The following is a 25216-nucleotide window of genomic DNA, read 5'->3' on the forward strand; positions in this document are numbered from 1 at the left end:
TTTTTACGTGGGGGGATTAGATGAAAATTGCAATATTTACGGACACTTTTGCACCAGATGTCAATGGGGTAGCCGTAACACTAAAACATTATACTCAATACTTAGATTCTAAAGGAATTGAATATATCGTTTTTGCACCAGATAATAAAAAAGAAAATAATTTTGACAGTCAAATTCGTCGTTTTGCTAGTTTACCATTTTATTTATATCCTGAATGTCGATTAGCACTGCCAAATATGTTTAAAGTAAAGGCTGAGCTACAACGATTTAAACCTGATATCATCCATATTGTTACACCGTTTAACATCGGATACTGTGGATTGCGTTATGCGAAGAAACATAATATTCCGCTTGTCGGATCCTATCATACAAATTTTGATAAATACTTAGAATACTATAATTTACAATTTTTAAAGCCATTCGTATGGAAATATATGAAATGGTTTCATAAATCCTTCCGGAAAATATTTGTTCCTTCCAATGATACAATTGCTCAATTAAAGAAAAAAGGATTTATGAATTTACAAATATGGCCCGGCGGGGTAGATTGCGAATTATTCCATCCAAATTATGATCCAGAACAATTAAGAAAGAAATATTCTATTAAAGAAAAATTTATTTTATCCTTTGTCGGCAGACTAGCTCCAGAAAAAGATATTGATACGTTAATGAAAATTTCCAGCCAATTACCGGATAAAATCAAATCACAGGTTCATTGGTTAATCGTTGGTGATGGTCCATCAAAGGAAGAAATGATGAAAAATGCACCTGCCAATATGACCTTCACTGGTTTTTTAAATGGTGCGGAATTAGCACAAGTGTATTCTGGATCAGATATCTTTGTCTTCCCTTCTCCAACCGAAACATTTGGGAATGTCGTTATCGAATCATTAGCTTCGGGAACTCCTGTCATTGGAGCAAATTCAGGTGGAGTAAAAAATTTAATTAAGCAAAGCATTACCGGGACACTTTGTGAGCCAAAAGCTGTGCAGCAATTTATTGATGCCATTATTTTATTAATAGAAAATCATTCATTACGTAATCAATGGAGTTTAAACGCACGGGAATTTGCACTATCACAAAGCTGGGATGCCATTTTCGACCAATTATTACTCGATTATCAAGAAGCACTTGATCAGATAGAACAATTAAAAAATTGGGCTTCCTAATAAGGAGCCCAATTTTCTTTTAATCAAATTTAATATTATTCACTGTTTCTTTATCTAAACGTTTCACAACTTCGGTAATTAATTTCACTGCATTTTCATAATCATCACGATGAAGAATTCCTGCATTGGAATGGATATATCTAGTTGGAATCGTAATTGCTAATGATGGAATTCCTGCTTTTGTTAAATGGATAGACCCAGCATCCGTTCCGCCACCAGGAATCGACTCAAATTGATAAGGAATTTGTAATTCATCAGCTACATTCGTAACGAAATCTCGTAAACCTTTATGAGAAATCATTGATGCATCATAAACAATTATTTGTGGACCATTACCTAACTTAGATAAAGCTTCTTTTTCAGAAATCCCTGGAGTATCCCCCGCAATACCAACATCCACTGCAAAACCAATGTCTGGCTCCACTTTGAAAGCTGCTGTTTTCGCTCCACGCAGTCCTACTTCCTCTTGGACAGCACCAACGCCGTAAACGACATTTGGGTGTTTTTCCTTTTTCAAATTTTTTAACACATCGATTGCAATTGCTAAACCGATTCGGTTATCCCATGCTTTCGCCAATAAATGCTTTTCATTTTTCATTACTGTAAATTCGAAATAAGGAACTATCATATCTCCTGGACGAACGCCCCAAGAAGTTGCTTCCTCTTTACTAGTTGCGCCAATGTCTACAAACATATCCTTAATGTCAAACGGTTTTTTCCGAGCTTCAGCCGGTAAAATATGTGGTGGTTTGGAACCGATTATACCTGTAATTGATTCTCCTGTAGATGTTACAATGGTCACCCGTTGGGAAAGCATCACTTGATTCCACCAGCCACCAACTGTTTGAAAACGAATAAAGCCTTTTTCATCAATATTCGTCACCATAAAACCAACTTCATCTAAGTGCCCAGTTATCATTACAGAAGGTCCGTCTTCTTGACCTACTTTTTTTGCAATTAAACTACCAATCCCATCCTGTGATAGTTCATCCGAAAAAGGTGCTATGTACTTCTTAAATACTTCTCGTGGTTCTTTTTCATTCCCTGGGATTCCTCGTGCATCTGTTAAATCTTTAAGCATTGTTAATGTTTCATCTAATGATCCCAATTCCATTCCTCCATTTCTTACAAGAATATTCTTATTATACTAGATGATAATTTAATGGACAAATATGAATTTTCTTAAGCTATTTAAAGAAAGTAATGATACCTCTATTATTATCTTGACTTTTCCTATGACACGAATTAATATTTAAACAGTTTAAATATTAATTTGATTAAATAAAAAAGGAGGCTCGCTTTTGGATCAACCAATCGAACGATTACAAATCGCCATTGAGACATTAAAAAGAAATATTGATTCGGACATCGAGAAACTAGGTGGTTCCACGATTACAAAGTCACAGCTTTTCCTTTTATACGCAATTAACAAAGCAGGAAAAATACGGTTGACGAAATTAGCGGAGTTATTAGATGTAAAGCCTAGTGCGATTACCGTAATGATTGATCGATTAGAAAAACCAGGCTTTGTAAAGCGAATTAACGATCCAAGCGATCGAAGATCCATTTTGGTGGAGTTAACACCATTAGGAAAAAAAGAGCTAACTACTGTACTGGAAAACAGACATAAAATTTTCCATGCATACATCTCTAAATTATCGAAACAGGAAGTAATCATTTTAACGAAACTCATTGAAAAAATGGTGAATCTTCCAAAAGATGAACCATTAGACCAATAAAAAAATGAGGTGACATTATGAAGAAAATCTTACCGTTTTTAAAACCATTTCGAATCGCAATTGCGATTAGTTTAGTACTCACCTTGTTACAAACAATATCCGAGGTTTATTTACCACGTTTAATGTCCAATATTATTGACCATGGAGTTGTTAATGGAGATATTGACTATATATGGTCCATTGGTGGAGTAATGCTGCTCGTTGCAGCAGGCGGGATGATTTGTTCCATCTTTGCTAGTTTTTTTTCGGCAAAGATTGCTACCGGATTTGGCCGGGGACTACGTGATAAAGTATTTAAACATGTCGTAAGCTTTTCACAGGATGAATTTGATAAGCTTGGTACTGCTTCATTAATTACAAGAACGACAAACGATATTAACCAAGTACAACAGGTACTTATATTAACCTTACGGGTGATGGTCATGGCACCTATTATGGCAATTGGTGGTATTTTCATGGCACTAACAACAGATGCCAAACTATCACTTGTCTTTCTAATTTCAGTGCCTATTCTAGCACTTACTATTTTTTTAATTGCACGAAAAGGTATCCCATTATTTAAAGTTATTCAAAAGAAATTAGATAACTTAAATCGCGTTTTACGTGAAAAATTAATTGGTGTTCGTGTCATTCGTTCCTTTAATCGTGTAAAATACGAGGAAAACCGCTTCAATGATGCCAATTTAGATTTAACAAGTACTGCAATTAAAGTAAATAAAATTATGGCGTTCATGATGCCGCTCATGATGTTAATCATTAACTTCTCCACTATTGCGATTGTCTGGTTTGGTAGTATTCGTATTAGCAATGGAGACATGCAAGTAGGTGATTTAATGGCATTTATTCAATATGCCATGCAAATTATGTTCGCCTTTATGATGGCTTCGATGATGTTTGTCCTATTTCCACGTGCACAAGTTTCCGCTACACGGATTAATGAAATTTTAGATACGACATCATCAATCAAAAATTCTAATAACCCAAAAAGTACAAGCAGCATCAAGGGATCAATTGAATTTCAAAATGTAACCTTCCATTATCCCGGGGCAGAAATTCCAGCAATCGCCAACATCTCTTTCCGAGCCAATCCTGGTGAAGTAACTGCTATTATCGGTGGTACTGGTGCTGGTAAATCAACATTAGTAAATCTAATTCCAAGATTTTATGATGTAACAGAAGGAACTGTACTTGTCGATGGAATCGATGTACGGAAATGGAATTTAGATTATTTGCGGGAAAAAATCGGCTTTGTTCCACAAAAGGCAGTGTTGTTCACTGGAACAATTACCGAAAATATAAAATACGGAAAACAAGACGCAAGCGATACGGAAGTAGAAAGGGCATTAGAAATTGCACAGGCTAGCAGCTTTATTCGGGAGATGAAGGATGGTTTACAAACACAAATTTCCCAAGGTGGTACTAATGTTTCAGGTGGTCAAAAACAAAGATTATCCATTGCTCGTGCCCTTATTAAAAAGCCGGAAATCTATATTTTTGATGATAGCTTCTCTGCACTCGATTTCAAAACAGATGCAAAATTACGTGCTGCATTAAAAAACGAAATAAATAATGCCACCGTTTTAATGATTGCGCAAAGAGTGAGTACGGTAATGGATGCAGATCAAATTATTGTATTAGATGAGGGAAAAATTGCTGGAATTGGCACGCACCAAGAACTTTTACAATCAAGTTCTGTTTATCATGAAATTGTGTACTCCCAGCTTTCAGAGGAGGAGTTAGCATGAGTGGAAATGAAAAACAAAACAAATCCAATCATCCCCACGCAAGAGGCGGTGGTCCCCACGGAATGGCGATGATGAAGGGGCAAAAGCCAAAAAATTTTAAAAGAACATTAAAACGACTCAGCCACTATTTAATGCCAAGTCGTTATCGTTTACTAATCGTTTTGTTAGCAGCTATTTTAAGTACCATTTTCACGATTTTAAGTCCAAAACTACTCGGAAATGCTACTACGAAAATTTTTGAAGGAATGATGGCTAAGTTCCAAGGCATACCAGGTGCTTCTATTGATTATTCGTATATTGGGCAAATTTTACTTCTATTAGCTGGGCTATATATTTTAAGTTCATTCTTTAGTTACATTCAGCAATACGTAATGGCTAGTGTGGCACAACGAACGGTGTACCAGCTACGGAAAGAAGTGGATGAGAAGTTTTCCCGTTTGCCATTAAAATATTTTGATTCCCATACACACGGAGAAGTATTAAGTCGGGTAATCAATGATGTCGATAATATTAGTAATACATTACAGCAAAGTCTTACCCAATTAATAACCTCCATTGTCACCATAATTGGTGTAATCGTGATGATGCTAACGATTAGTCCGCTAATGACACTTATTGTTTTGCTTACATTACCGTTAAGCTTTGTCATTACAGCACTAATTGCAAAAAAATCGCAAGGCTATTTTAAAGGACAACAAGTAGCCCTTGGAAAACTAAATGGACATGTAGAAGAAATGTTCACTGGCCATCAAATCGTCAAAGCATTCGGTCAAGAGAAAAAAGCGATTGGTGAATTTGAAGCAATAAATGAAACATTATACAATGCTGGCTGGAAGGCACAATTCATATCCGGAATTATAATGCCTTTAATGGGATTTGTTAATAATATTGGATATGTTCTAGTTGCAATCTTTGGTGGAGTATTTGTAACGAAGCGTGCGATAGAGGTTGGTGATATTCAAGCATTTATTCAATATGCAAGACAATTTTCCCAACCGATTACACAGGCTGCCAATATCGCCAATATTATCCAGTCGACAATTGCTTCTGCTGAACGAGTATTTGAGGTTTTAGATGAAGAAGAAGAAATTCCAGAAAAAGAAAACCCACAACAATTAAGTAATCCAAAAGGAAATGTACGATTTGAGCATGTCGCATTTCGCTACAAGCAGGATGAACCACTTATTGAGGATATGAATATTGACATTAAACAAGGACAAATGGTTGCTATTGTCGGCCCAACTGGAGCTGGAAAAACAACGTTAATGAATCTATTAATGCGCTTCTATGAAATATCCAATGGATCCATTACGATTGATGGCGTAAATATTCGAGACATGAAGTACAGTCATTTACGAAGCTTATTTGGAATGGTTTTACAGGATACTTGGTTATTTAATGGTACGATTAAAGAGAATATTGGTTACGGAAAAACGAATGCTTCGGAATTCGAGATTATCCAAGCAGCCAAAGCAGCATATGCTGATCATTTTATTCGCACGTTACCAGATGGTTATGAAACGGTAATTAATGAGGAAGCATCCAATATCTCACAAGGTCAAAAGCAGCTTCTGACAATTGCCCGGGCGATTTTAGCAGATCCAACCATTCTCATTTTGGATGAAGCAACAAGTAGTGTAGATACTCGGACAGAGGTAGCAATTCAACAAGCAATGAATGAATTAATGAAGAATCGAACAAGCTTTGTCATCGCCCATCGACTTTCAACAATTCGTAATGCGGATCTAATACTCGTGATGAACCACGGAAATGTCATTGAGAAAGGTACACATGATGAATTACTTGCTGCCAATGGATTTTATACAGATCTTTATCAAAGTCAATTTTCAGGAAGTAAGCAAAATGGAAGCAGCTAAGCAGTTACTATTTACTATTAGTAAAACCTCAAGATAAAGGTTATCGCCTTTTCTTGAGGTTTTTTTGTCCTTTTACTCTACAGGTTGTCCACTGCTAACAAACGCAATTATTTTTTTACAATATTATTTCCCTGACGATCCAAATCCACCTTTATCTCGTACGGTATCGGATAACACCTCTACTTGCTTCAATTTCACTTGTAAAACTGGTGCGATAACCATTTGTGCTATTCTCATATGCCTCTCTACCTTAAAGTCTTCCTTACCATGGTTTATTAATATCACTTTAATTTCTCCTCGATATCCCTCATCTATCGTTCCAGGACTATTTAAGACGGTAATTGAATGCTTGAGTGCCAAACCACTTCTCGGTCTAACCTGTGCCTCTGTACCTCTAGGTAATTCCATTTGAATTCCAGTCCTAATTAATTCTGCTTCACCTGGCTTAATTATTTTCTCTTCTATAGAAAATAAGTCCAAACCAGCATCCCCTTCGTTAGCTCGATATGGTAATTTTGCATCATGATGTATCAATTTAACCTTCAATTTATAATCCATCAATATCCCTCTTCTTCATTCATTTTTAGCGTACTACATTTTTTTGTATCCTATTTATTTCATTCTTTATAAAAAAATTATAACAAAATGAATAAATCGTGAAACCTTTTTCCTTAATCATACGTATAATCGGTAATAATACAAGTTATTTTTAGTAAGTTAGCTACTAAATCAGGTTTGGACAATTTTTCCTTCGGGTACGATATACTAAGAGGATTTCCGCGTGGAGGGTTTCAAAATGGCAATTATATTACGTTTTGTTCTACTTGTGTTAATTGTGCTTTTCATTTATAGTGGCATTCGATATTTACTTCATCCAAAACGAAAATTGGAGCTCGCACACGAACAAAAACGGTTTTATTTTTTAGATGATGTAAACAATGTACGAAAAAATTTTGTCTTAACTTATAAAGGAGTATTATTTGAAGGAGAAAAATATCTTGGAACAACACGCGATTCATTTGAAGTAGTTTCGATTTTTATTTTCCCTCGAACCGTTTCATCATTAAAAGGATTAACAAAAAATGATTTCAAAGCTATTGAACAGCAAGTGTTAGTCCATTATCCAAAGGCTAAAATTGATTGGAAGAGCCCTATCAAGGAATTTTTAAACAACAAAGCAAACCTACCAGATCATTCCTGGTAGGCGCAAACTATCGATAAAAGCCATCAAGAGAACTTCTTCTTGATGGCTTTTGTCATTTCCCTTTAAAATATGAAAGCTCCCTGTCAACTAGTTTGATCATCTCATTTTTCCATTTAAATAGTCGCTTTAAAAAAGTCCTTCCATTTGATGACCACTACTTTTTCCCGCAACACTACAATTAAAACCGACAAAGCAATTAATACAATAATCGCCATGGATGGAGAAAACTGTTTAAAGAACTGACCGAATACTGTATAAAAGATGACAACCGGAATATTAGTCATAAAGGATGCAAACGCATATTCACTAAAGCTTTTTTGACGTTCCATTAAACAAAAACATAGTAATTGATAATGCATAAATGGTATTAATTTTAATACAGCTACTTGCCCAGATGTAAAATTCGAATATGGTCCAAACCACTTCCTCTTAATTTCAAACAGTTTTTTATGAACCCGAGGGAACATTTTTAAAATAAAATAAAACATAAGACTAGAAAACGTGAGTCCTACTAAAGAAAATATAGAACCAAAAACGGTGCCAAATAATAATCCCCCGGCTAAACAGACTACCACTACTGGAACAAAGAGAAATTGTCTAAACGTATGAAATGCAATAAATGCAATCGGCGCAAATATCCCGCTCACTTCCAAAAACGATATGACAAAAGAAGCCTTATCATCCATTTATCTATCCTCCTCTGGTCTACAGCTGTAATACTTGTTGCAATGAAACATGAATAAGAGGAATAAAGCCATAAAAATATGATTCTATTAATACCTATACAATTTGTTTCTATTTTATTCGAGGAATCTAATGATTTTTTTGGAATAATGATTTTACCAGAAGAACATAATCGCTGTATTCATCTTTTCGCTTATAAAAGGACTAACGAAAATGATTATATAGGTAGTAAACAATCACTACTTGAATGATGGCAAGGAATGGGAATCCTAGCTTGAAGCTCGTATGCTTTGTTTTATGATGAAACAAATACATACCTATAGTCGTTCCGACACCTCCACCAATAAATGCGAAAAGCCATAGCGTACTTTCTTTGATCCGCCATTGATGTTTTCTCGCTCTCTTTTTATCAATCCCCATTAAAAGAAAGCCAATCAAATTTATGAATAGTAAAGTAATGCTAATTATTTTCATATTTGTATCTCCTTATCCTTACCCTTTCTCAATCGGAAGAAAGGAACTTAAGTCCAGAGTAAACAAAAAAGCCACCCTCGTCTAGAGGATGACTTATTATGAAAGAAAAATTATTTGTTTAATTGAGCTTTAGCAGTATTCGCTAATTCAGCAAATGCAGCTGCATCAGTGATTGCTAATTCAGCAAGCATTTTACGGTTTACTTCGATACCTGCAAGTTTCAAACCATGCATTAAGCGGCTGTAAGAAAGTCCGTTCATACGAGCTGCTGCATTGATACGAGTGATCCAAAGTTTACGGAATTCACTCTTCCGTTTACGACGGTCACGATATGCATACATTAATGATTTCATTACTTGTTGGTTTGCTACTTTATATAAACGGTGTTTCGAACCGAAATAACCTTTTGCTAATTTAAGTACTTTTTTACGACGTTTGCGCGTAACAGTACCACCTTTTACACGTGCCATTATAGTCCCTCCTAAAATTCCTTCAAAAGTTTATAAATATTAGATCATGTGTTGGATGCGTTTGTAATCCCCAGAAGATACAACTGCACCTTTACGAAGTTTACGTTTTTGTTTTTGAGATTTGTTAGCGAACATATGACTTCTATATGCATGAGAACGTTTCAATTTGCCAGTTCCTGTTTTCTTGAAACGTTTTGCAGAGCCACGGTGAGTTTTCATTTTAGGCATAGGTATTCCTCCTTAAAAATCTACTTTTCAATTTTTGGTGCTAATACTAAGAACATACTGCGACCATCCATTTTCGGTTTTGATTCAACCGTAGCTAAATCTTCACATTCAGCAGATAAGCGATCAAGTACTTTTTGACCGATTTCTTTATGTGTGATTGCACGACCTTTAAAACGAATGGATGCTTTTACTTTATCGCCTTTTTCTAAAAATTTACGAGCATTACGCAATTTAGTATTGAAATCATGCTCATCAATTGTTGGGCTAAATCGAACTTCTTTCACGTTAATCACTTTTTGATTTTTACGTGCTTCTTTATCTTTCTTTTGTTGTTCAAAACGATATTTCCCGTAGTCCATTACTCTGGCTACTGGTGGTTTTGCATTTGGAGCAACAAGCACAAGATCCAAGTTTCTACGGGCAGCAATTTCCAAAGCTTCTTGCTTTGTTTTAATGCCCAATTGTTCGCCGTTAGCATCAATTATACGAACTTCCCGAGCGCGAATGCCCTCGTTTACAAACATATCTTTGCTAATATTAAGACACCTCCAAGGTATATTCTTGAATACATCGTTTGGACGAAAAGATATTTTACTGTCGATTTTTAGGCAATAAAAAAGTGCAGGTCATTCACCCGCACAGCTCATTTTCATGTATACAATACATAATTTCATGATGAGATTCTAAAACCTGTTAACAGCTATTAGCGTCTTTCAGGTGAGAAGCGGGTGCCTCTTCTTTTCTCAAACTGTATTCAATTCACTCTTCTTAATATAGCACAATGAAGACATGATGTCAATTCTTGTTCAATAATAAAATCAACATGTATTAATATATCAAAAAATATACAAAAATACAACCATCTTTTTTCATCGATTAGGAAAGTTTTTGCAGACTGCTGAAAATAGGAATCGCCATATACTGCTATCCTTGCTTTGCACGATATTTAATTGGTTTTTTAACAGAAAACATCGTCCCTCGCAAAAGGACGATGTTCACACATAACAATGGAATTAATTAATAATTTTCGCTTCCGTTAAGAGATTATTTAAGAACGTTTCAAAATCAATCGTTTCAGATTTTTGTTCACCATATTTTCGAACATTTACTGCTTTATCTGCTACTTCTTTATCACCTACGACAAGCATGTAAGGAATTTTCAGCATTTGTGCTTCTCTAATTTTATAGCCAATTTTCTCATCACGGGCATCAAGCTCGACACGAATTCCTACTTTCTTCAAGCTTTCTTTCACAGATTTCGCATAATCGAAATGCACCTCTGGTGATACTGGAATTACTTGTACTTGCACAGGTGCTAACCATGTTGGGAAAGCTCCTTTATATTCTTCAATTAAATAAGCAACAAAGCGTTCCATTGTTGAGACAACCCCACGGTGGATGACAACTGGACGATGTTGTTTTCCATCTTCGCCAACATAGGTTAAGTCAAAGCGTTCTGGAAGTAAGAAATCAAGCTGCACGGTTGACAATGTTTCATCTTTTCCAAGTGCTGTTCGTACTTGGACATCCAATTTCGGACCATAAAATGCTGCTTCTCCTTCCGCTTCATAGTAATTTAACTGTAAATCATCCATTGCTTCTTTAAGCATCGTTTGTGCTTTATTCCACATTTCATCATCATCAAAATATTTTTCCGTATCCTCTGGATCACGATAAGATAGACGGAAGGAATAATCGGTAATATTAAAATCTTTATAGACTTCCATAATAAGCTCTACCACACGCTTAAATTCATCTTTAATTTGATCTGGACGAACAAAAACATGGGCATCATTTAGTGTCATTCCGCGAACCCGTTGCAGCCCTGATAATGCTCCACTCATTTCATAGCGATGCATCGTTCCTAATTCTGCAATACGAATTGGTAATTCTCGGTAACTATGAATCGCATTTTTATAAACCATCATATGATGTGGGCAGTTCATTGGGCGAAGTACCAATTGTTCATTATCCATTTCCATTACAGGGAACATATCTTCATGGTAATGATCCCAGTGTCCGCTTGTTTTATATAAATCAACACTACCAAGTACTGGCGTATAAACATGATCATAGCCAAGACTTACTTCTTTATCAACAATATAACGCTCGATTGTCCGGCGAATAGTAGCACCTTTTGGTAGCCATAGTGGAAGACCTTGTCCAACTAATTGGTTATTTGTGAACAAGCTTAATTCTTTCCCGAGCTTACGGTGATCCCGTTCTTTTGCTTCTTCTAATAAGCGTAAATATTCATCAAGATCTGCTTTTTTAAAGAAGGCAGTACCATAAATACGTTGAAGCATTTTATTATCGCTATTTCCTCGCCAGTAAGCACCAGCAATACTTAATAGTTTAATTTCCTTAATTTTACCAGTGGATGGTACATGTACGCCACGACAAAGGTCAAAGAATTCCCCTTGCTCATAAATAGTTACCGTTTCGTTTTCAGGGATTGCTTCTATAAGCTCTAATTTATATTCATCCCCAATTTCCTTATAAATACGAATGGCTTCGTCTCTTGAAACCTCTTTACGTGTAATCTCTAGGTTTTCATTAATGATTTTTTTCATTTCTTTTTCGATTACTGGTAGATCCTCAGGCGTAATGGATTGTTCCATATCAATATCATAATAAAAACCATTTTCAATTACTGGACCAACACCAAGCTTTACGTTTTTATAAAGACGTTTAATTGCTTGAGCCATTAAATGTGCAGAGCTGTGGCGCATTATTTCAAGGCTTTCTTCATCTTTATCTGTAAAAATTTGAATTTCTCCATCTTCTTGAATTGGTGTCCGTAGGTCAATTGGATTACCATTGAGTTTTCCTGCGTACGCTTTTTTCTTTAAACCTGGGCTAATGGAAGCAGCAATATCTTCGATTGATGTTCCTTTAGAAAATTCTTTTACAGCACCGTCTGGGAATGTAATTTTAATAACTTCAGACATTTTTCTTCCTCCTATTTTTTCTGGATTTATTTGTTTTATAAAGGTTGTTTTCTTATAGATTGTTGTTACTCTAAGCTCATTTAATAAACCTATATTATGGAATAAAAACAATCCTTTAGAAAAGAGACAAAATAAAAAAACTCGTCCCTAGTCAATAGGGACGAGTGTTAGCTACCCGTGGTTCCACCCTGATTCTCGAATAAAATACTATTTCAACTCTATTCGACTCAGTTTCAATAACGGTTGTTGCCGTCAGCTATTACTAAAAAGGTTTCACAGCTGAAGTTTGAAGGTGGTAAGCATTTTATTCGCAGTAGGAAGTTTCCAGCCTAGGCTTCCCTCTCTGTAAAGGCGGTATAAAAACTCATATCCTTCGCATTACTTATGTAGTATGAAATTATTTCTATTACGACTGTAATAAATGTATTATGAACGTATTATAATAATTTTAATCCAATAATGCAAGAAAATCTATATAAATTCGACAATCAATAAAATGTTCTTGATTGCTAAATAAAGGAGTTTCATCATTAGTCTGCCATGCATCTATACGATAATCTTAACATAAAAAAATCCCATCTTCATTGGATGGGAAAATTCGTGGAATATGATGAGAAATTAGATAACGGTTCGATTTCAAGCTTTTCTTCAAATACTTGTTTTATTGTTTGAATAATTCCTTGTTCAGGTTCATTCGTATAGAGATAAATTTTATTCGGAGCAATCGATAATAGTGGTGCAATCGTAGTTGAATCGACATAAATTGGATGATGTGTTAATAATTTTCGGTCAATCCGTTTATTCAGCTCAGAACGCTTTATTTCTTGTTTATTTTCATCAAAAAAAATAAAGCCTTCATTGTTTACAAGATAAACACAATCCATTTGCGCCTTTCGATCTTTAATAAAATCACGTAAATAATGAATAAACATTTGATAATCCTGTTCCAGCTTATATTCATCAATCGCAAGCTCTATGTACGTAACAAGCTTTTCCATATAAAATCGTAAGCGAAACGTAATGAAAGCCTCTAAAGAAAACGATTGACTTGTTTGCAATAAATCGCTTATCGCTTCATCAATTTGCCGTTCATCCGCAGCATGATCAATTTCTACCGTTAAATCATTACGCTTTCCTGCAATAATTGAATGAACCATATCAAGAATATGCAATTGCTCGTCCAAATCCGTATAAAAAAATTCCTCTTCTAAAATACTTATCCACCAATCATTTCTCTTTTTCTCTAATATTAGCTTCTTGAGCGCTACATGCAAAACAGAATATCCGTATTCCATATTACTATCGTCAATATCGACGGTTAATTGTAGCGAACCTTTTGTTAGCTGTATACCATCTGATTGATGTTTCTTCAAAAGCATATATAAATAGTCAACTTCTTCTTGATTTTGAAAATGAATAACAACCAAACTCTTTCCCCCCTATGAGGAATTCCTGTTTTCATATATATGGGGGGCTTGGTTATTTTAGAAGTGGATTTTCATTTTATTTTCAATATCAATACTTGAGATGAGATCTATTGCTCTTCGCTTTCAAAGCGTTTATTTTTTCCATCGATCTTTATTGGATCTGCTAAATACTGGATTCTTTCAATAATTCTCCCAGCTTTAAGCTTTTCTTCTTCTCCCCGCTGGGAATAGGTTAGATGATGTAATAATGCTTGTAAATCAAAATTTGATGTGAAAAATGTCGGCAATTTCTCCAGCATGCGATATTGTAAAATGGGAGATAGCACTTCATCTCTCACCCAGCTTGATACCGCTTCTGCACCGATATCATCGAACATAAGAATAGGTGCGTTTTTTAACATTTGTAGCTTGTCATTTAACGTATGATCATTGATGGATTGTTTCATCTCACGAATAAGCTCTGGAACATACACGATTAAGGACGGTATTTTTCTCCTTGCTAGCTCATTTGCAATGGCGCCAAGTAAATAGGTTTTTCCCGTTCCAAATGGTCCATAGAAATAAAAACCTCTTTGAAAATTGTCTTTATTATATTTCTCAATGAATTGTTCTGCCCTTTGAACAGCCTTTAAACGGCTGGGAGAATCAATTAATACATCACTCATCGACGCTTGTAAAATTTCCTTCGGCATATGCAAACATTGAATTAGCCTTTCTGCCTTCTTTTTTTCATCTTCCATTACTTTAAATTTACAAGGAACGTAGTGGACATCAATTACATTACGATTGATCACAAGCTCTGGCTCAAAGCCCGGAATAATATTTTTACACTCGCCAAGACAGGTACAGTTTGCACAATTTTTGCTTTGCGAAATAAATTCGTACAATTTCACTAAACTATTATCAATCATCGTCCGTGTTACTTCGCCACGGTTTTCTTCAATAAATCGGCGAACTTCGGGATTATCTAAAATTTCTTTTCTCATCTTTTCGTAACGGTCTAGGAAACTACTTCGTTCCCCTAGTTTTTTTAATGTATCTCCGATTTTCTCCACCATTACCACCTCCTACTTTTTATATTTCTTTAATTTTTCTTCCATTTTTCGTTTTTCTTCTTCAAAATTATCTATTTCTTCCTCTGTTTCTTTCTTTTGGACACGATTTTCAAACCAATCAGGAACCATTTCCGTTCGAATCGGTTTTCTTTGTATTGGCTTCTTCTCTTTTTTTCCTTGCTGCCATTCCAAATATTGGCGATTTTCACTTTTTGCTAATTCCATTGCTTCGGGAACGGTTTTTACTTTTTTCCGAGCCCAATGGGAAGCAATTTTTTCTACGAATCCTTTTGTTAGCTTCATATCCGTACGTAATAGGCAATATTGGATTAACACATTAATAACACCAGGCGTTAGTTTTTGTTTAAACATAACATCTTCCACAAGGTGTAAATCTGCCGCGACAGGTTCCGATCCTTCAGATAAATCTTCTAATAATTGTCGTGGGCTAACCGTTTCCAAATAGTGGATTAATTGTTCTTCTTTCGTTTTTGGAGCCTCCACAACCGTGTGATAAATAGGCGATTGAATTCGATCTACTAGTTTCGGAAAGGAACTGTAATGCTCAATTGTATACCAATCTCTAGCACCTTTTCTTAACATTTCCAAATCAATCGTATTTTGCTCATTAATGGCACCTAAAACGATATTTTTCATTTGAATGGGGTCAATTCCATATAGGAAGGAAAGTTTTAAAATAACATCCTTTACTTCCGAAGTGATTGCCTCTTTCGGAACAACTGCTTCATTCAGCCCGGCCATCAGTAATTCGAAATCGAAGCTTTCCGGTGAAACGGTGACAGGGACTGCCTCTCCTTTAGCGGAGATTTTCCATTCTCCATCTTTCATCGAGTCATTCGAATAAAATGCATAGGAGCTAGAGGAAGAAAAAACTTGCTGAAATTCCTTTGTAATATTTTCAAAATCATGTAATGGTAAATGTTGGTCTGCGAAGAATCGTTTGAGACGATTGTAATAATCTTGACCAATCTTTTGATACAAATATATATTTAATAAACCATCTGAAAAAAATTGACTTGGAGATAATGGCGGCTTTAACAAATACACAAAAAATCGACTATCCTCTTGCTTTTTTACATAGGTTTCTAATAATCCAATGGCTTCCAGTTTCTGTCTTGCTGCATAGATTTCCTGTAAGTTAGTATCCATTAAATTCATAATATAATAATGGGAAACGACCTCTGACGAAAGTCGATTCTCTTCAATTTGATTTCTTAATGTCCAATATAAACTTACACATATCGGACCAATTAAAGGCTGATATAAAAATGAAAGAACTTTTTGATCTCCTTCATTTAAAGGTCCGTCAATCGAAACAACATATTGATCACCTGGAATAACTTCCTTCCAATGTGGTTCCATAAAAATCAACCTCGTATTTTTTACAAATTTTCACTTACCATGTAGTATGAACAAAATCGTTCACACTACATGCTGATTATCCTTTTTCTTTTTTCAACAATTCCTTAAGTTCATCGATAAACACATTGATATCTTTAAACTGACGATACACCGATGCGAAGCGAACATATGCCACTTCGTCTACAGTTGCTAGCTTGTCCATTACCATTTCGCCAATAGACTCACTGTCTACCTCTGATATACCGATATTTCGTAGTTCATGCTCGATTTCCATCGTAATATTTTCTAATACACTTAACGGAACAGGACGCTTTTCACATGCCTTCAGTAAGCCTCGTAAAATTTTCTCACGGTCAAATTCTTCACGAGTCCCTCCTTTTTTCACCACAATTAAAGGAGTTTGTTCGACTTTTTCAAATGTAGTAAAACGAAAGCTACATGCTTCACATTCACGTCTTCTCCGTATCGACCGACCTTCATCAATCGGCCTAGAATCTATGACTCTTGTGCCATTGTATTGACAAGATGGACATTTCATTCGTTGCACCTCCGTTTCCAACCATTGAAGTATGAAAAATCTTGTGTTTTTGCAGTTCCACATCAATTAATGATTATTTTTTCGTACCTACAAACGGAAGACTTTTATCCAACTCTGCATATAATTGTAATACTACTTTTTTAAGTGAAGGATATAATCCAGTAATGGATAAGTTGTCTGATGATACCATAAAATCAACAGCAGTTTCAAAAGGTCGAACTTGAATAACAGTCGCAACAATAAATGCCTTCGGACCGTTGGACATTTTTATTGCAATTTCTCCTCTATCCTTTGCTGTCGATGTAATGGTCATATTCGTATTTTTTCTAATCGTATCTTCTACACCTTGAAAAACTTTATCAAACGATGTTTTATAATAATGACTTTTTAATTCTGGATCAAAATGATCGTCTCTCGTTTCACATTGCTTCTGCCAGCGTTGAAAAAATGATCGTTTTTTACTCATTGTGTTCAATCCCTCCGGATACTTTTTCATTTAGTTCTATCTTACTACATTTTTTACGTATTAAAAATGATGATGTTCTAATAGATGTCAATATCACGAGATTTTTTTGTATTTCTATCATTTGTAGGTGTCAGTATCATCTGGTTTTAAGAGATTCGGTCGTTACATGTGTTTACTTCTAGTCGGCAAGATACCGCTTCATTAGGAAAAAGGAGTTTTATAATGTCGTATCGAAAATATACATATTCACAAAGACAGAAACTTATGGAGAAAAATATATGCTGCAAATTAGAAAAATGCATTTAGAAGAGCTGGAAATCATTAGTCATTTTATCTCTGAATTAAATAAGCTAGAAGAATCACATATTGGCTATTGTGGGATAAATCCCGAGGAGATTACGAAATACTTACTAGAAGAATTGGAGATTCCTTATCAAGAAAGCTTTCTAGTTGCATTTTACCATTCGACATTAATAGGTGTATTAGGTTTTGATGCGGACTTGAAAAATCAAACGGCTGAAATATGGGGACCTTTTATTAAAGGTGGAGGTAGGCATGCAAATGCACCACTGGAATTATGGAAGGAAATCGAGCAGCTTCTCCCTATTGAAATAAAAACCATCTATATGTTTCCTAACAACAAAAATACACAGGCACTTCAGCTAGCAAATGCGGTTGGTTTTATAAAAAAAAGTGAAGAATCTATCTTAGCGTTTCCTAAAGAAAATCAATCATTAGTAAAAAAAACGGCCATTGCCGAACTATCGCCAGACTATGTCGCGGATATGCAACAACTACATGATGAGATTTTTCCTAACACATATTATAGTGGCAAGCAAATAATTGAGCGACTAAACGATTATCGAAAAATCTTTATTGCAACAAATTTACAAAGTTTAGCGGGATATATTTATGTAGAAGTGGATCCGCTCGTAGGTGAGGCAAGCATCGAATTTTTCGCAGTAAAAGAAGTTTCAAGAGGCAATGGGATTGGTGGTCAGTTGCTAGCTGGGGCAATCGCTTGGATCTTTACTTTTGAACATATTCATGCGATCACACTATGTGTCAACAGAAAAAAAGAAGCTGCCATTAGATTATATAAAAAAGCAGGCTTCCTAGCCATTCACAATTTAAGTTTTCTCTCTAAAGAGATTCTTCGTTAAAAATGGTTTGTTCTTAAAAAAATTTTCATGCTGATAAGCGGCTCATACATCCATGTAAAACCTGCACCACCAATTACCCTATCCGAACGGAGAATCAGTGGTGGAGGTTCATTTATTACATCATAGAAACCTCTACTTTTTTCTCCATTTCATAGGCTACATATCCTACGAGATCTACTACTCGACAGGAATATCCCCATTCATTATCATACCATGCAAGAACTTTTACTTTTTTTCCTTCCATAACCATTGTTGATAATCCGTCTACAATCGCGGATTTTGAGTTAGTATTAAAATCACTGGATACAAGTGGCTCAAAGGTAATATCTAAAAGATTTTTCATACATGTTTCGCTTGCTTTGACGAAAGCTCTATTAATTTCCTCAGCAGATACTTCCTTTTTTAAATCTACTACTAAATCTACTAATGAAACATTTGGAGTAGGTACTCGTAATGCCATTCCATGTAATTTTCCTTTAAGCTGTGGGAGAACTTTCGCAATTGCCTTCGCCGCTCCTGTTGTCGTCGGAATAATGGATTGCCCACACGCACGAGCTCGACGTAAATCTTTATGTGGATTATCGATATTTTTTTGATCATTCGTATAAGAATGCACCGTAGTCATGAATCCGTTTACAATACCGAATTCCTCATCTAACACTTTAACGACTGGCGCTAAACAATTCGTTGTACAGGAAGCATTTGATATAATTTGATGTGTTGCAATATTTAAATCCTCTTCATTTACCCCCATCACAATTGTTACATCTTCATTTTTCCCCGGAGCTGTTAATATTACTTTTTTCGCACCAGCATGTAAGTGTAATGCCGCCTTTTCACGTGCATTAAATTTTCCAGTTGCTTCAATGACAATATCAATCTTTAATTGTTCCCAAGGTAATTCCTGTGGATTTCGATTGTTTAATAAGTATACTTTTCTACCGTTTACGATCAAACAGTCTTCTCCAGCTTTCACTTCCGCAGAAAACTTGCCATGAATGGTATCATATTTGATTAAATGGGCAAGCGTTTCAGCCGGGTAGCTAGCATTAATGGCAACAATAGTAAACGCATCATCTAATATTGCCTTTCGAAATACCATTCGTCCAATTCTCCCAAATCCGTTAATTGCAACTCTCTTCCCCATGACGAGCCCCCTTGTTACATTATGATATACAAAAAGGTTTATTTTCATAATTAGTATAACATAATTATCTTTTCATTAGTAATTATTTTTCTTAAATCAGTAAAAATGTTTAACTAATTTTGATTAATCTCCGGAAATAATCCATAATTATTCTTCACTTTATTTATATGATGATTTCTGTATACACATTAAAAAAAAGATCAATTTTCCATCAAATGAAAGAAATTGATCTTTTTTTATGCTGTTAATGAAAGCAAGATGTATTTCATTACCGACCTTTTCACTCTTATTATTGTATATTCCATTTCTCAAAGATTGCTAATAATTGATGCTTTGTATCTTCAATAGAGCCTCGATTATCGATGATGGCATCGCCTAATTTTACTTTTTCTTCAATAGAAATCTGTGATTGAATTCTAGACAGTGCATCTTCCTTTGACAATCCATTTCGATTCATTAATCGACTTAATTGCGTTTGTTCGTCCACATATACAACAATAATCTTCTCCACCATGGCTGTTAGCTTACTTTCAAACAATAATGGAATATCTAGAAAGATGACTTGCTCCCCACGCTCAAAAGCCGCCTGTTTTTCATCGTTCATTTTTTTCCGGACTTCTGGATGAACAATTGAATTCAGTAATTGCCGTTTTTCCTCATCATGAAAAACGATACTACCTAATTTTTGCCGATTAATTTGTCCATTTTCGAGTAGTAAATCTATCCCAAAGTTTTCAATAATTTGCTGATGTGCTACTTCCCCAGGCTCAACAACCTGTCTTGCAGCAATATCAGCGTCGATTACAGTAAACCCTTGTTCCTTAATCAGTGCCGAAACCGTACTTTTTCCAGTAGCTATCCCCCCTGTAACACCTATAACCAATGCCATCCATGTTACCTCCCGTTTGTGTTAATACCTCTATTTTAGCATGTCAAATTGGACAAGCCAATGATTAGCAGCCAATAGAGGTACGCTTTACGGAACAGGAGCATAGCTTTTTAGCGGAAAGTATAATCAATGCCTATACTTTCCTTTTATATTCTTTCAAAAACAGCTATGACACGTTAACGTCCTTTATCTCTCTCACTATTTATATTTTCCATAGTCCAATACAAATGAGTAAAATACCTGGAATAAACGAAAATTGCTTAATCCATTTAATACTCGATAAGGATGCACCAATTCTTATTCCAGCCGCAGCAAAAAACGCGCTCATGACCCCGACCGTGATTGCTAAAATAAGCGGAGAAAACCCTAGCATGGAAGAACCAATTCCCGCACCTAAAGCATCTAACGATAATGCCATCCCTAATAAAACTGCTTCAAAGCCAGTAATTTTACCAGAGTGATCTAAATCAGCCGTCAATGGCTTCTTCAAAATATGGATGACAATTCCAGCAGATTTCCATTCAAGCTTAAGTAAAACTTTTTCTACCTTTTCTGTAGAAACATCCACTGCCTGGTTATCCTTTGAAGTTTTAAAAAATTGCACTAGTGCCCATATACCTAACAGAATCAAAATGATTCCACCAACAGTTGAGCTTATACTTGGTGACAAAAAGGTCCCCATATAGACTCCAAGAATAGACGCAAAATACAGAGCCAAGCCTGAACAACAAGCAATAATAATTATTGCGTGAAAAGGAATTTGTACTTTTCTTAATCCGTAAGTAAAACCGACATTAAAGCTATCAATACTTACGGCAAAGGCAAGAAGTAATACTGGGAAAAACTGCATAACGATAAATAGCTCCTTTCCATACATAACTATTTACATCGTATGAAAGGAGCTATTTAAATGTTCGCTAGCTAATTTTGTCGAATGGGATACTTGGAGCAATTGATTTCTATTGGTTCTTTTGGCATTTTGGGCAAATATGGGTTCCTCTGCCACTAACCTTAGTTTTTTCAATCAATGTTCCACATCGTTTACATGGCTTTCCTTCTTGACCATAAACATTTAGCTCCAATTGAAACATACCAATTTGTCCTTGAGAATTTACGTAGGAACGGACAGTGCTCCCGCCTTTTTCGACAGCCTCTTGGAGTGTGGCAATGATTTCTGTCCTTAGTCGCTTAATATCAGCTTGCGAAAGCGTATTTGCTAATCGCTCTGGATGAATTTTTGCCCGGAACAGTGATTCGTCCACATAAATATTTCCTAGGCCAGTAACAACTGTTTGATCCAGTAATACTGCCTTAATATTTCTCGTTGTTTTGGATAATGCATTCCCAAAATAACGTAGTGTAAAATCTTTATCAAAAGGCTCTGGTCCAAGCTGTTTTAATGGCAACTGGGAAAATTCTTCGCCAATTGGAAACACATGCATTGTACCAAATTTCCTTACATCACGATATCTTAATTGAGTTCCATCCGTGAAGAAAAAAATCACATGTGTATGTTTATCGAAAGCTTCTTCCTTTGCATGCACCCCATATTTTCCTTCCATTCGCAAATGGGAAATAAGCGCATCCTCATCTAAATAGAAAATTAAAAACTTTCCCCTCCGACCAATTCGCCGAATCGTTTGACCCTTTATTTGCTGGATAAATTCCTGAACATCGTCTGGCTGTTTAATAATTTTTGGCCAAAACACTTGGATTTCCTCGATTGTTTTTCCAATTACTAGCGCTTCTAATGTTTTTCTTACCGTTTCCACTTCTGGTAGTTCTGGCATTGATAAATCCTATCCTTCTTTCCGTTAATTATTTTGCATCAAACCATGTTGGACCATAGGCATAATCGACCTTCAATGGTACCTTTAATTGTACCGCATGCTCCATCACATCTGGCACAATCACCTTAAGCTTCTCAATTTCCTCTTTTGGTGCTTCAAAAATTAATTCATCATGTACTTGTAGCAATAGCTTTGCTTGTAATTGTTCTTTTTCTAATCGCTTCGCCATATCAATCATCGCTTTTTTAATAATATCTGCTGCACTACCTTGGATTGGCGTATTCATTGCTGTCCGTTCCGCAAAGCTTCGAACATTGAAATTCCTACTTGTAATTTCTGGAATATATCTTCTGCGCTTAAGCAATGTCGATACATAGCCCTTCTGTTTAGCATCTTGGACAATATCTGTCATAAATTGTTTTACCCCTGGATAAGAGGCAAAATAGCGATCAATAAACTTGCCTGCCTCTTTTCTAGTGATTCCTAAATTTTGTGATAATCCATAGTCACTTATCCCATAGACAATCCCAAAGTTTACTGCCTTCGCTTGACGTCTCATATTACTGGTCACTTCATCTTTTTCCACATGGAAAACATCCATTGCTGTTTTCGTATGAATATCCATATCATGCATAAACGCATCGATAAGCTTTTCATCCTCACAAATATGGGCAAGAACGCGTAATTCAATTTGGGAATAATCGGCTGCAAATATTACCCAATCGCGCTCGGAAGGTACAAATGCTTGTCTAATCTTCCTGCCCTCTTCTAAACGGATAGGGATATTTTGAAGATTTGGATCCGTTGAACTTAATCTTCCTGTTTGGGTCAATGCTTGATTAAAACGGGTATATACTTTATTTGTTTCTTTATTTACGACCTTAAGCAATCCTTCAATATAAGTAGATTGAAGCTTTCCAAGCTGACGATACGTAAGAATTAGATCAACAATTTCATGGTCATGCTGCAGCTTTTCTAACACATCCGCAGAGGTAGAATAGCCTGTCTTCGTTTTTTTGAATACTGGTAAACCTAATTTTTCAAAAAGAATTACTCCTAATTGCTTAGGTGAATTAATATTAAATGTTTCTCCTGCTAAACGGTAAATTTCTTCTTCAATCGTTTCGAGTTTACCTTTAATTTCTTCTCCCATTGCATGTAAACGTCCAATATCTAGCTGTACACCTGTACTCTCCATTTCCGCTAAAATAATTGAAAGTGGCATTTCTAAATCGGTGAATAGCTCATATTGCTCATTTTTCTGTAATTCTTCCACTAATGTTTCCTTTAATTGATAGATACAAATACCTTTACGAACGACATGCTCTGCACGTTCCTCATCCGTACGTTCGCTACGTTTTGCACCTTTACCATACACCGCTTCATCAGATGAAATATTAGTATACCCATGAACCTTTGCCACATCACTGAAGTCTTGTATATTTTCAGAAGGATTCAAAATGTAAGAAGCAATTAATAAATCAAATGCTATCCCGCGAAGTTCTACCCCATGCTTTCTTAAGGAAACTATGGAGCGTTTCGCATCATAAACAAATTTTTTCATAGTTTCATCTTCCAGCCATGCTTTAAAAGAATCAGACCCCATTGCCGTTTTTAAAGGTATATAATAATTGTCATTATCATTAATAACTGTAATACCTAAAATCGGTGCATTCTGATAATTATCTTCAATTATTTCTATATAAAGTGCACTATCTGGTTGGAGCATTTCGGTTGAAATATTTTTTACAAAAGTATATGCTACCGATTCTAGCTGTTCTGCTTCTACTGCTTCTGAACTCCCACCAATTTTATCTAATAATGATTGAAAGCCTAGCTCTTTAAAAAACGGAATTATTTTCTCATTATTTATACCGTCGTATTGAAGCTGATCGAGTGTTATTTCTATCGGCGCTTCCCGGAATATTGTAGCTAATTCCTTACTCATGACAGCTTGATCTTTATAGGTTGTTAAATTTTCTTTTACCTTTTTTCCACTTACTTGATCAATCGATTCCAATAAATTTTCTACAGTAGAAAATTCCTTTAATAATTTGATTGCCGTTTTTTCACCAATACCAGGTACCCCAGGTATATTATCACTACTATCTCCCATTAACCCTTTCATATCGACGATTTGTTGGACGCTTAATCCATATTTTTCGGCAATATGTGCAGGAGTGTATTTCTCGATATCGGTTACTCCTTTTCTAGTAACACAAACGGTAGTTTTGTCCGAAGCAAGCTGTGTTAAATCCTTATCCCCAGAAACAATGGTTACTTCAAACCCTTCGTTTTCTGCTTGCTTTGATAATGTTCCAATAATATCATCCGCTTCAAAATTTTCTAGCTCATAATGGACAATGCCATATGCCTTTAATAGCTCACGGATATATGGAAATTGCTCCGATAATTCCGGCGGTGTTTTTTGTCTTCCACCTTTATATTCCTTATACGTGGAATGGCGAAATGTTGTCTTCCCCGCATCAAACGCTACTAATACATGACTTGGTTTTTCTTCCTCCAAAATCTTCATTAACATCATCGTAAATCCATAAATGGCATTTGTATGTATCCCTTTATCATTATTTAGTAATGGTAATGCAAAAAAGGCACGGTAGGCGATACTATTTCCATCAATTAATACAACTTTATTAGCCACTGATTTTACCTCCTAGTTCATTTTTTCATTTTATGTAAACGACCTGTAAGCTTCTATCACACATCAAATCAATTTCTTTCATGATAAAAAATAATAGTAAAAAGCCGTCATTTCCTTCCCTTATTCTATCATGGAATAATGGGAAAATGGAAACA

General features: G+C 35.5%; 24 protein-coding genes and 2 other annotated features. Of the genes, 6 read left to right on the forward strand and 18 right to left on the reverse strand.

From position 1 onward, the window contains the following. Nucleotides 1–20: 20 nt before the first annotated feature. Nucleotides 21–1169, forward strand: a complete 1149-nt coding sequence (locus tag OEV98_RS11340; protein WP_263073392.1) for a glycosyltransferase family 4 protein — start codon at nucleotides 21–23, stop codon at nucleotides 1167–1169. A 19-nt stretch (nucleotides 1170–1188) separates the two neighbouring features. Here the strand turns inward: OEV98_RS11340 and OEV98_RS11345 are convergent, their stop codons facing one another. Next, on the reverse strand, nucleotides 1189–2277 hold the full coding sequence (locus OEV98_RS11345; protein ID WP_263073394.1) for a M42 family metallopeptidase: 1089 nt from the start codon (nucleotides 2275–2277) through the stop codon (nucleotides 1189–1191). Between the two features lie 193 nt (nucleotides 2278–2470). Here OEV98_RS11345 and OEV98_RS11350 point away from each other — a divergent pair, with 193 nt between their 5' ends. From OEV98_RS11350 to OEV98_RS11360, 3 genes are read left to right on the forward strand one after another with little or no spacing between them, the layout of a single operon-like run. Continuing rightward, nucleotides 2471–2908: a MarR family winged helix-turn-helix transcriptional regulator gene (locus tag OEV98_RS11350; protein WP_263073396.1), complete on the forward strand. Its 438-nt coding sequence runs from the start codon at nucleotides 2471–2473 to the stop codon at nucleotides 2906–2908. A 17-nt stretch (nucleotides 2909–2925) separates the two neighbouring features. Next, nucleotides 2926–4653 (forward strand): ABC transporter ATP-binding protein, encoded by a 1728-nt coding sequence (locus OEV98_RS11355; RefSeq protein WP_263073397.1) that lies wholly within the window; start codon nucleotides 2926–2928, stop codon nucleotides 4651–4653. After that, nucleotides 4650–6530: an ABC transporter ATP-binding protein gene (locus OEV98_RS11360; RefSeq protein ID WP_317633807.1), complete on the forward strand. Its 1881-nt coding sequence runs from the start codon at nucleotides 4650–4652 to the stop codon at nucleotides 6528–6530. The genes OEV98_RS11355 and OEV98_RS11360 overlap by 4 nt, the downstream gene beginning before the upstream one ends. A 123-nt stretch (nucleotides 6531–6653) precedes the next feature. Here OEV98_RS11360 and dut read toward each other — a convergent pair whose 3' ends face one another. Then, on the reverse strand, nucleotides 6654–7088 hold the full coding sequence (dut, locus tag OEV98_RS11365) for a dUTP diphosphatase (protein WP_263073398.1): 435 nt from the start codon (nucleotides 7086–7088) through the stop codon (nucleotides 6654–6656). A gap of 238 nt (nucleotides 7089–7326) precedes the next feature. Between dut and OEV98_RS11370 the strand changes: the two genes are divergently transcribed. Beyond that, on the forward strand, nucleotides 7327–7734 hold the full coding sequence (locus tag OEV98_RS11370; RefSeq protein ID WP_263073399.1) for a sigma-w pathway protein ysdB: 408 nt from the start codon (nucleotides 7327–7329) through the stop codon (nucleotides 7732–7734). A gap of 113 nt (nucleotides 7735–7847) precedes the next feature. Here OEV98_RS11370 and OEV98_RS11375 read toward each other — a convergent pair whose 3' ends face one another. The 11 genes from OEV98_RS11375 to OEV98_RS11425 form a co-directional block, all read right to left on the reverse strand. Then, on the reverse strand, nucleotides 7848–8420 hold the full coding sequence (locus OEV98_RS11375) for a TVP38/TMEM64 family protein (protein WP_263073400.1): 573 nt from the start codon (nucleotides 8418–8420) through the stop codon (nucleotides 7848–7850). Between the two features lie 202 nt (nucleotides 8421–8622). After that, nucleotides 8623–8892, reverse strand: coding sequence for a DUF1294 domain-containing protein (locus OEV98_RS11380; RefSeq protein WP_263073401.1), 270 nt, complete (start codon nucleotides 8890–8892; stop codon nucleotides 8623–8625). A gap of 110 nt (nucleotides 8893–9002) precedes the next feature. After that, nucleotides 9003–9362: a 50S ribosomal protein L20 gene (rplT, locus tag OEV98_RS11385; RefSeq protein ID WP_263073402.1), complete on the reverse strand. Its 360-nt coding sequence runs from the start codon at nucleotides 9360–9362 to the stop codon at nucleotides 9003–9005. A gap of 39 nt (nucleotides 9363–9401) precedes the next feature. Continuing rightward, a complete protein-coding gene (gene rpmI / locus OEV98_RS11390; RefSeq protein ID WP_263073403.1) occupies nucleotides 9402–9590 on the reverse strand; it encodes a 50S ribosomal protein L35 in 189 nt (62 codons plus the stop codon). A 20-nt stretch (nucleotides 9591–9610) separates the two neighbouring features. Next, nucleotides 9611–10114, reverse strand: a complete 504-nt coding sequence (gene infC / locus OEV98_RS11395; protein ID WP_263073404.1) for a translation initiation factor IF-3 — start codon at nucleotides 10112–10114, stop codon at nucleotides 9611–9613. Nucleotides 10115–10197: 83 nt separating this feature from the next. Further along, nucleotides 10198–10336 (reverse strand) — a sequence feature (ribosomal protein L20 leader region). A 267-nt stretch (nucleotides 10337–10603) separates the two neighbouring features. Further along, nucleotides 10604–12541, reverse strand: coding sequence for a threonine--tRNA ligase (gene thrS, locus OEV98_RS11400; RefSeq protein WP_263073405.1), 1938 nt, complete (start codon nucleotides 12539–12541; stop codon nucleotides 10604–10606). Between the two features lie 153 nt (nucleotides 12542–12694). Beyond that, nucleotides 12695–12929: a binding site (T-box leader), on the reverse strand. Between the two features lie 193 nt (nucleotides 12930–13122). Continuing rightward, entirely contained in the window at nucleotides 13123–13968 is an 846-nt protein-coding gene (ytxC, locus tag OEV98_RS11405) for a putative sporulation protein YtxC (protein ID WP_263073406.1), read from the reverse strand. 107 nt (nucleotides 13969–14075) lie between these two features. Next, complete coding sequence (gene dnaI, locus OEV98_RS11410) at nucleotides 14076–15023, reverse strand: primosomal protein DnaI (RefSeq protein WP_407676507.1); 948 nt, start codon at nucleotides 15021–15023, stop codon at nucleotides 14076–14078. Nucleotides 15024–15035: 12 nt separating this feature from the next. Next, on the reverse strand, nucleotides 15036–16406 hold the full coding sequence (locus tag OEV98_RS11415) for a replication initiation and membrane attachment family protein (RefSeq protein ID WP_263073409.1): 1371 nt from the start codon (nucleotides 16404–16406) through the stop codon (nucleotides 15036–15038). Between the two features lie 76 nt (nucleotides 16407–16482). Further along, complete coding sequence (gene nrdR / locus OEV98_RS11420) at nucleotides 16483–16944, reverse strand: transcriptional regulator NrdR (protein WP_263073410.1); 462 nt, start codon at nucleotides 16942–16944, stop codon at nucleotides 16483–16485. Between the two features lie 73 nt (nucleotides 16945–17017). Further along, nucleotides 17018–17410 carry a hypothetical protein gene (locus tag OEV98_RS11425; RefSeq protein ID WP_263073411.1) on the reverse strand — a complete coding sequence of 131 codons (393 nt, stop codon included), beginning with the start codon at nucleotides 17408–17410 and terminating at the stop codon, nucleotides 17018–17020. Nucleotides 17411–17688: 278 nt separating this feature from the next. Between OEV98_RS11425 and OEV98_RS11430 the strand changes: the two genes are divergently transcribed. Next, a complete protein-coding gene (locus OEV98_RS11430; RefSeq protein WP_263073412.1) occupies nucleotides 17689–18573 on the forward strand; it encodes a GNAT family N-acetyltransferase in 885 nt (294 codons plus the stop codon). 115 nt (nucleotides 18574–18688) lie between these two features. Here the strand turns inward: OEV98_RS11430 and OEV98_RS11435 are convergent, their stop codons facing one another. From OEV98_RS11435 to polA, 5 genes are all read right to left on the reverse strand, one after another. Then, on the reverse strand, nucleotides 18689–19720 hold the full coding sequence (locus OEV98_RS11435) for a glyceraldehyde-3-phosphate dehydrogenase (protein WP_263073413.1): 1032 nt from the start codon (nucleotides 19718–19720) through the stop codon (nucleotides 18689–18691). Between the two features lie 289 nt (nucleotides 19721–20009). Further along, nucleotides 20010–20609 (reverse strand): dephospho-CoA kinase, encoded by a 600-nt coding sequence (coaE, locus tag OEV98_RS11440; RefSeq protein ID WP_263073414.1) that lies wholly within the window; start codon nucleotides 20607–20609, stop codon nucleotides 20010–20012. Between the two features lie 202 nt (nucleotides 20610–20811). Continuing rightward, nucleotides 20812–21459: a sporulation membrane protein YtaF gene (ytaF, locus tag OEV98_RS11445; protein WP_263073415.1), complete on the reverse strand. Its 648-nt coding sequence runs from the start codon at nucleotides 21457–21459 to the stop codon at nucleotides 20812–20814. 109 nt (nucleotides 21460–21568) lie between these two features. Further along, a complete protein-coding gene (gene mutM / locus OEV98_RS11450) occupies nucleotides 21569–22399 on the reverse strand; it encodes a DNA-formamidopyrimidine glycosylase (RefSeq protein ID WP_263073416.1) in 831 nt (276 codons plus the stop codon). Nucleotides 22400–22427: 28 nt separating this feature from the next. Beyond that, entirely contained in the window at nucleotides 22428–25061 is a 2634-nt protein-coding gene (gene polA / locus OEV98_RS11455; RefSeq protein WP_263073417.1) for a DNA polymerase I, read from the reverse strand. Nucleotides 25062–25216 lie beyond the last annotated feature (155 nt).

The sequence above is a fragment of the Perspicuibacillus lycopersici genome (assembly GCF_025660475.1).
GTDB lineage: Bacteria > Bacillota > Bacilli > Bacillales > Caldibacillaceae > Perspicuibacillus > Perspicuibacillus lycopersici.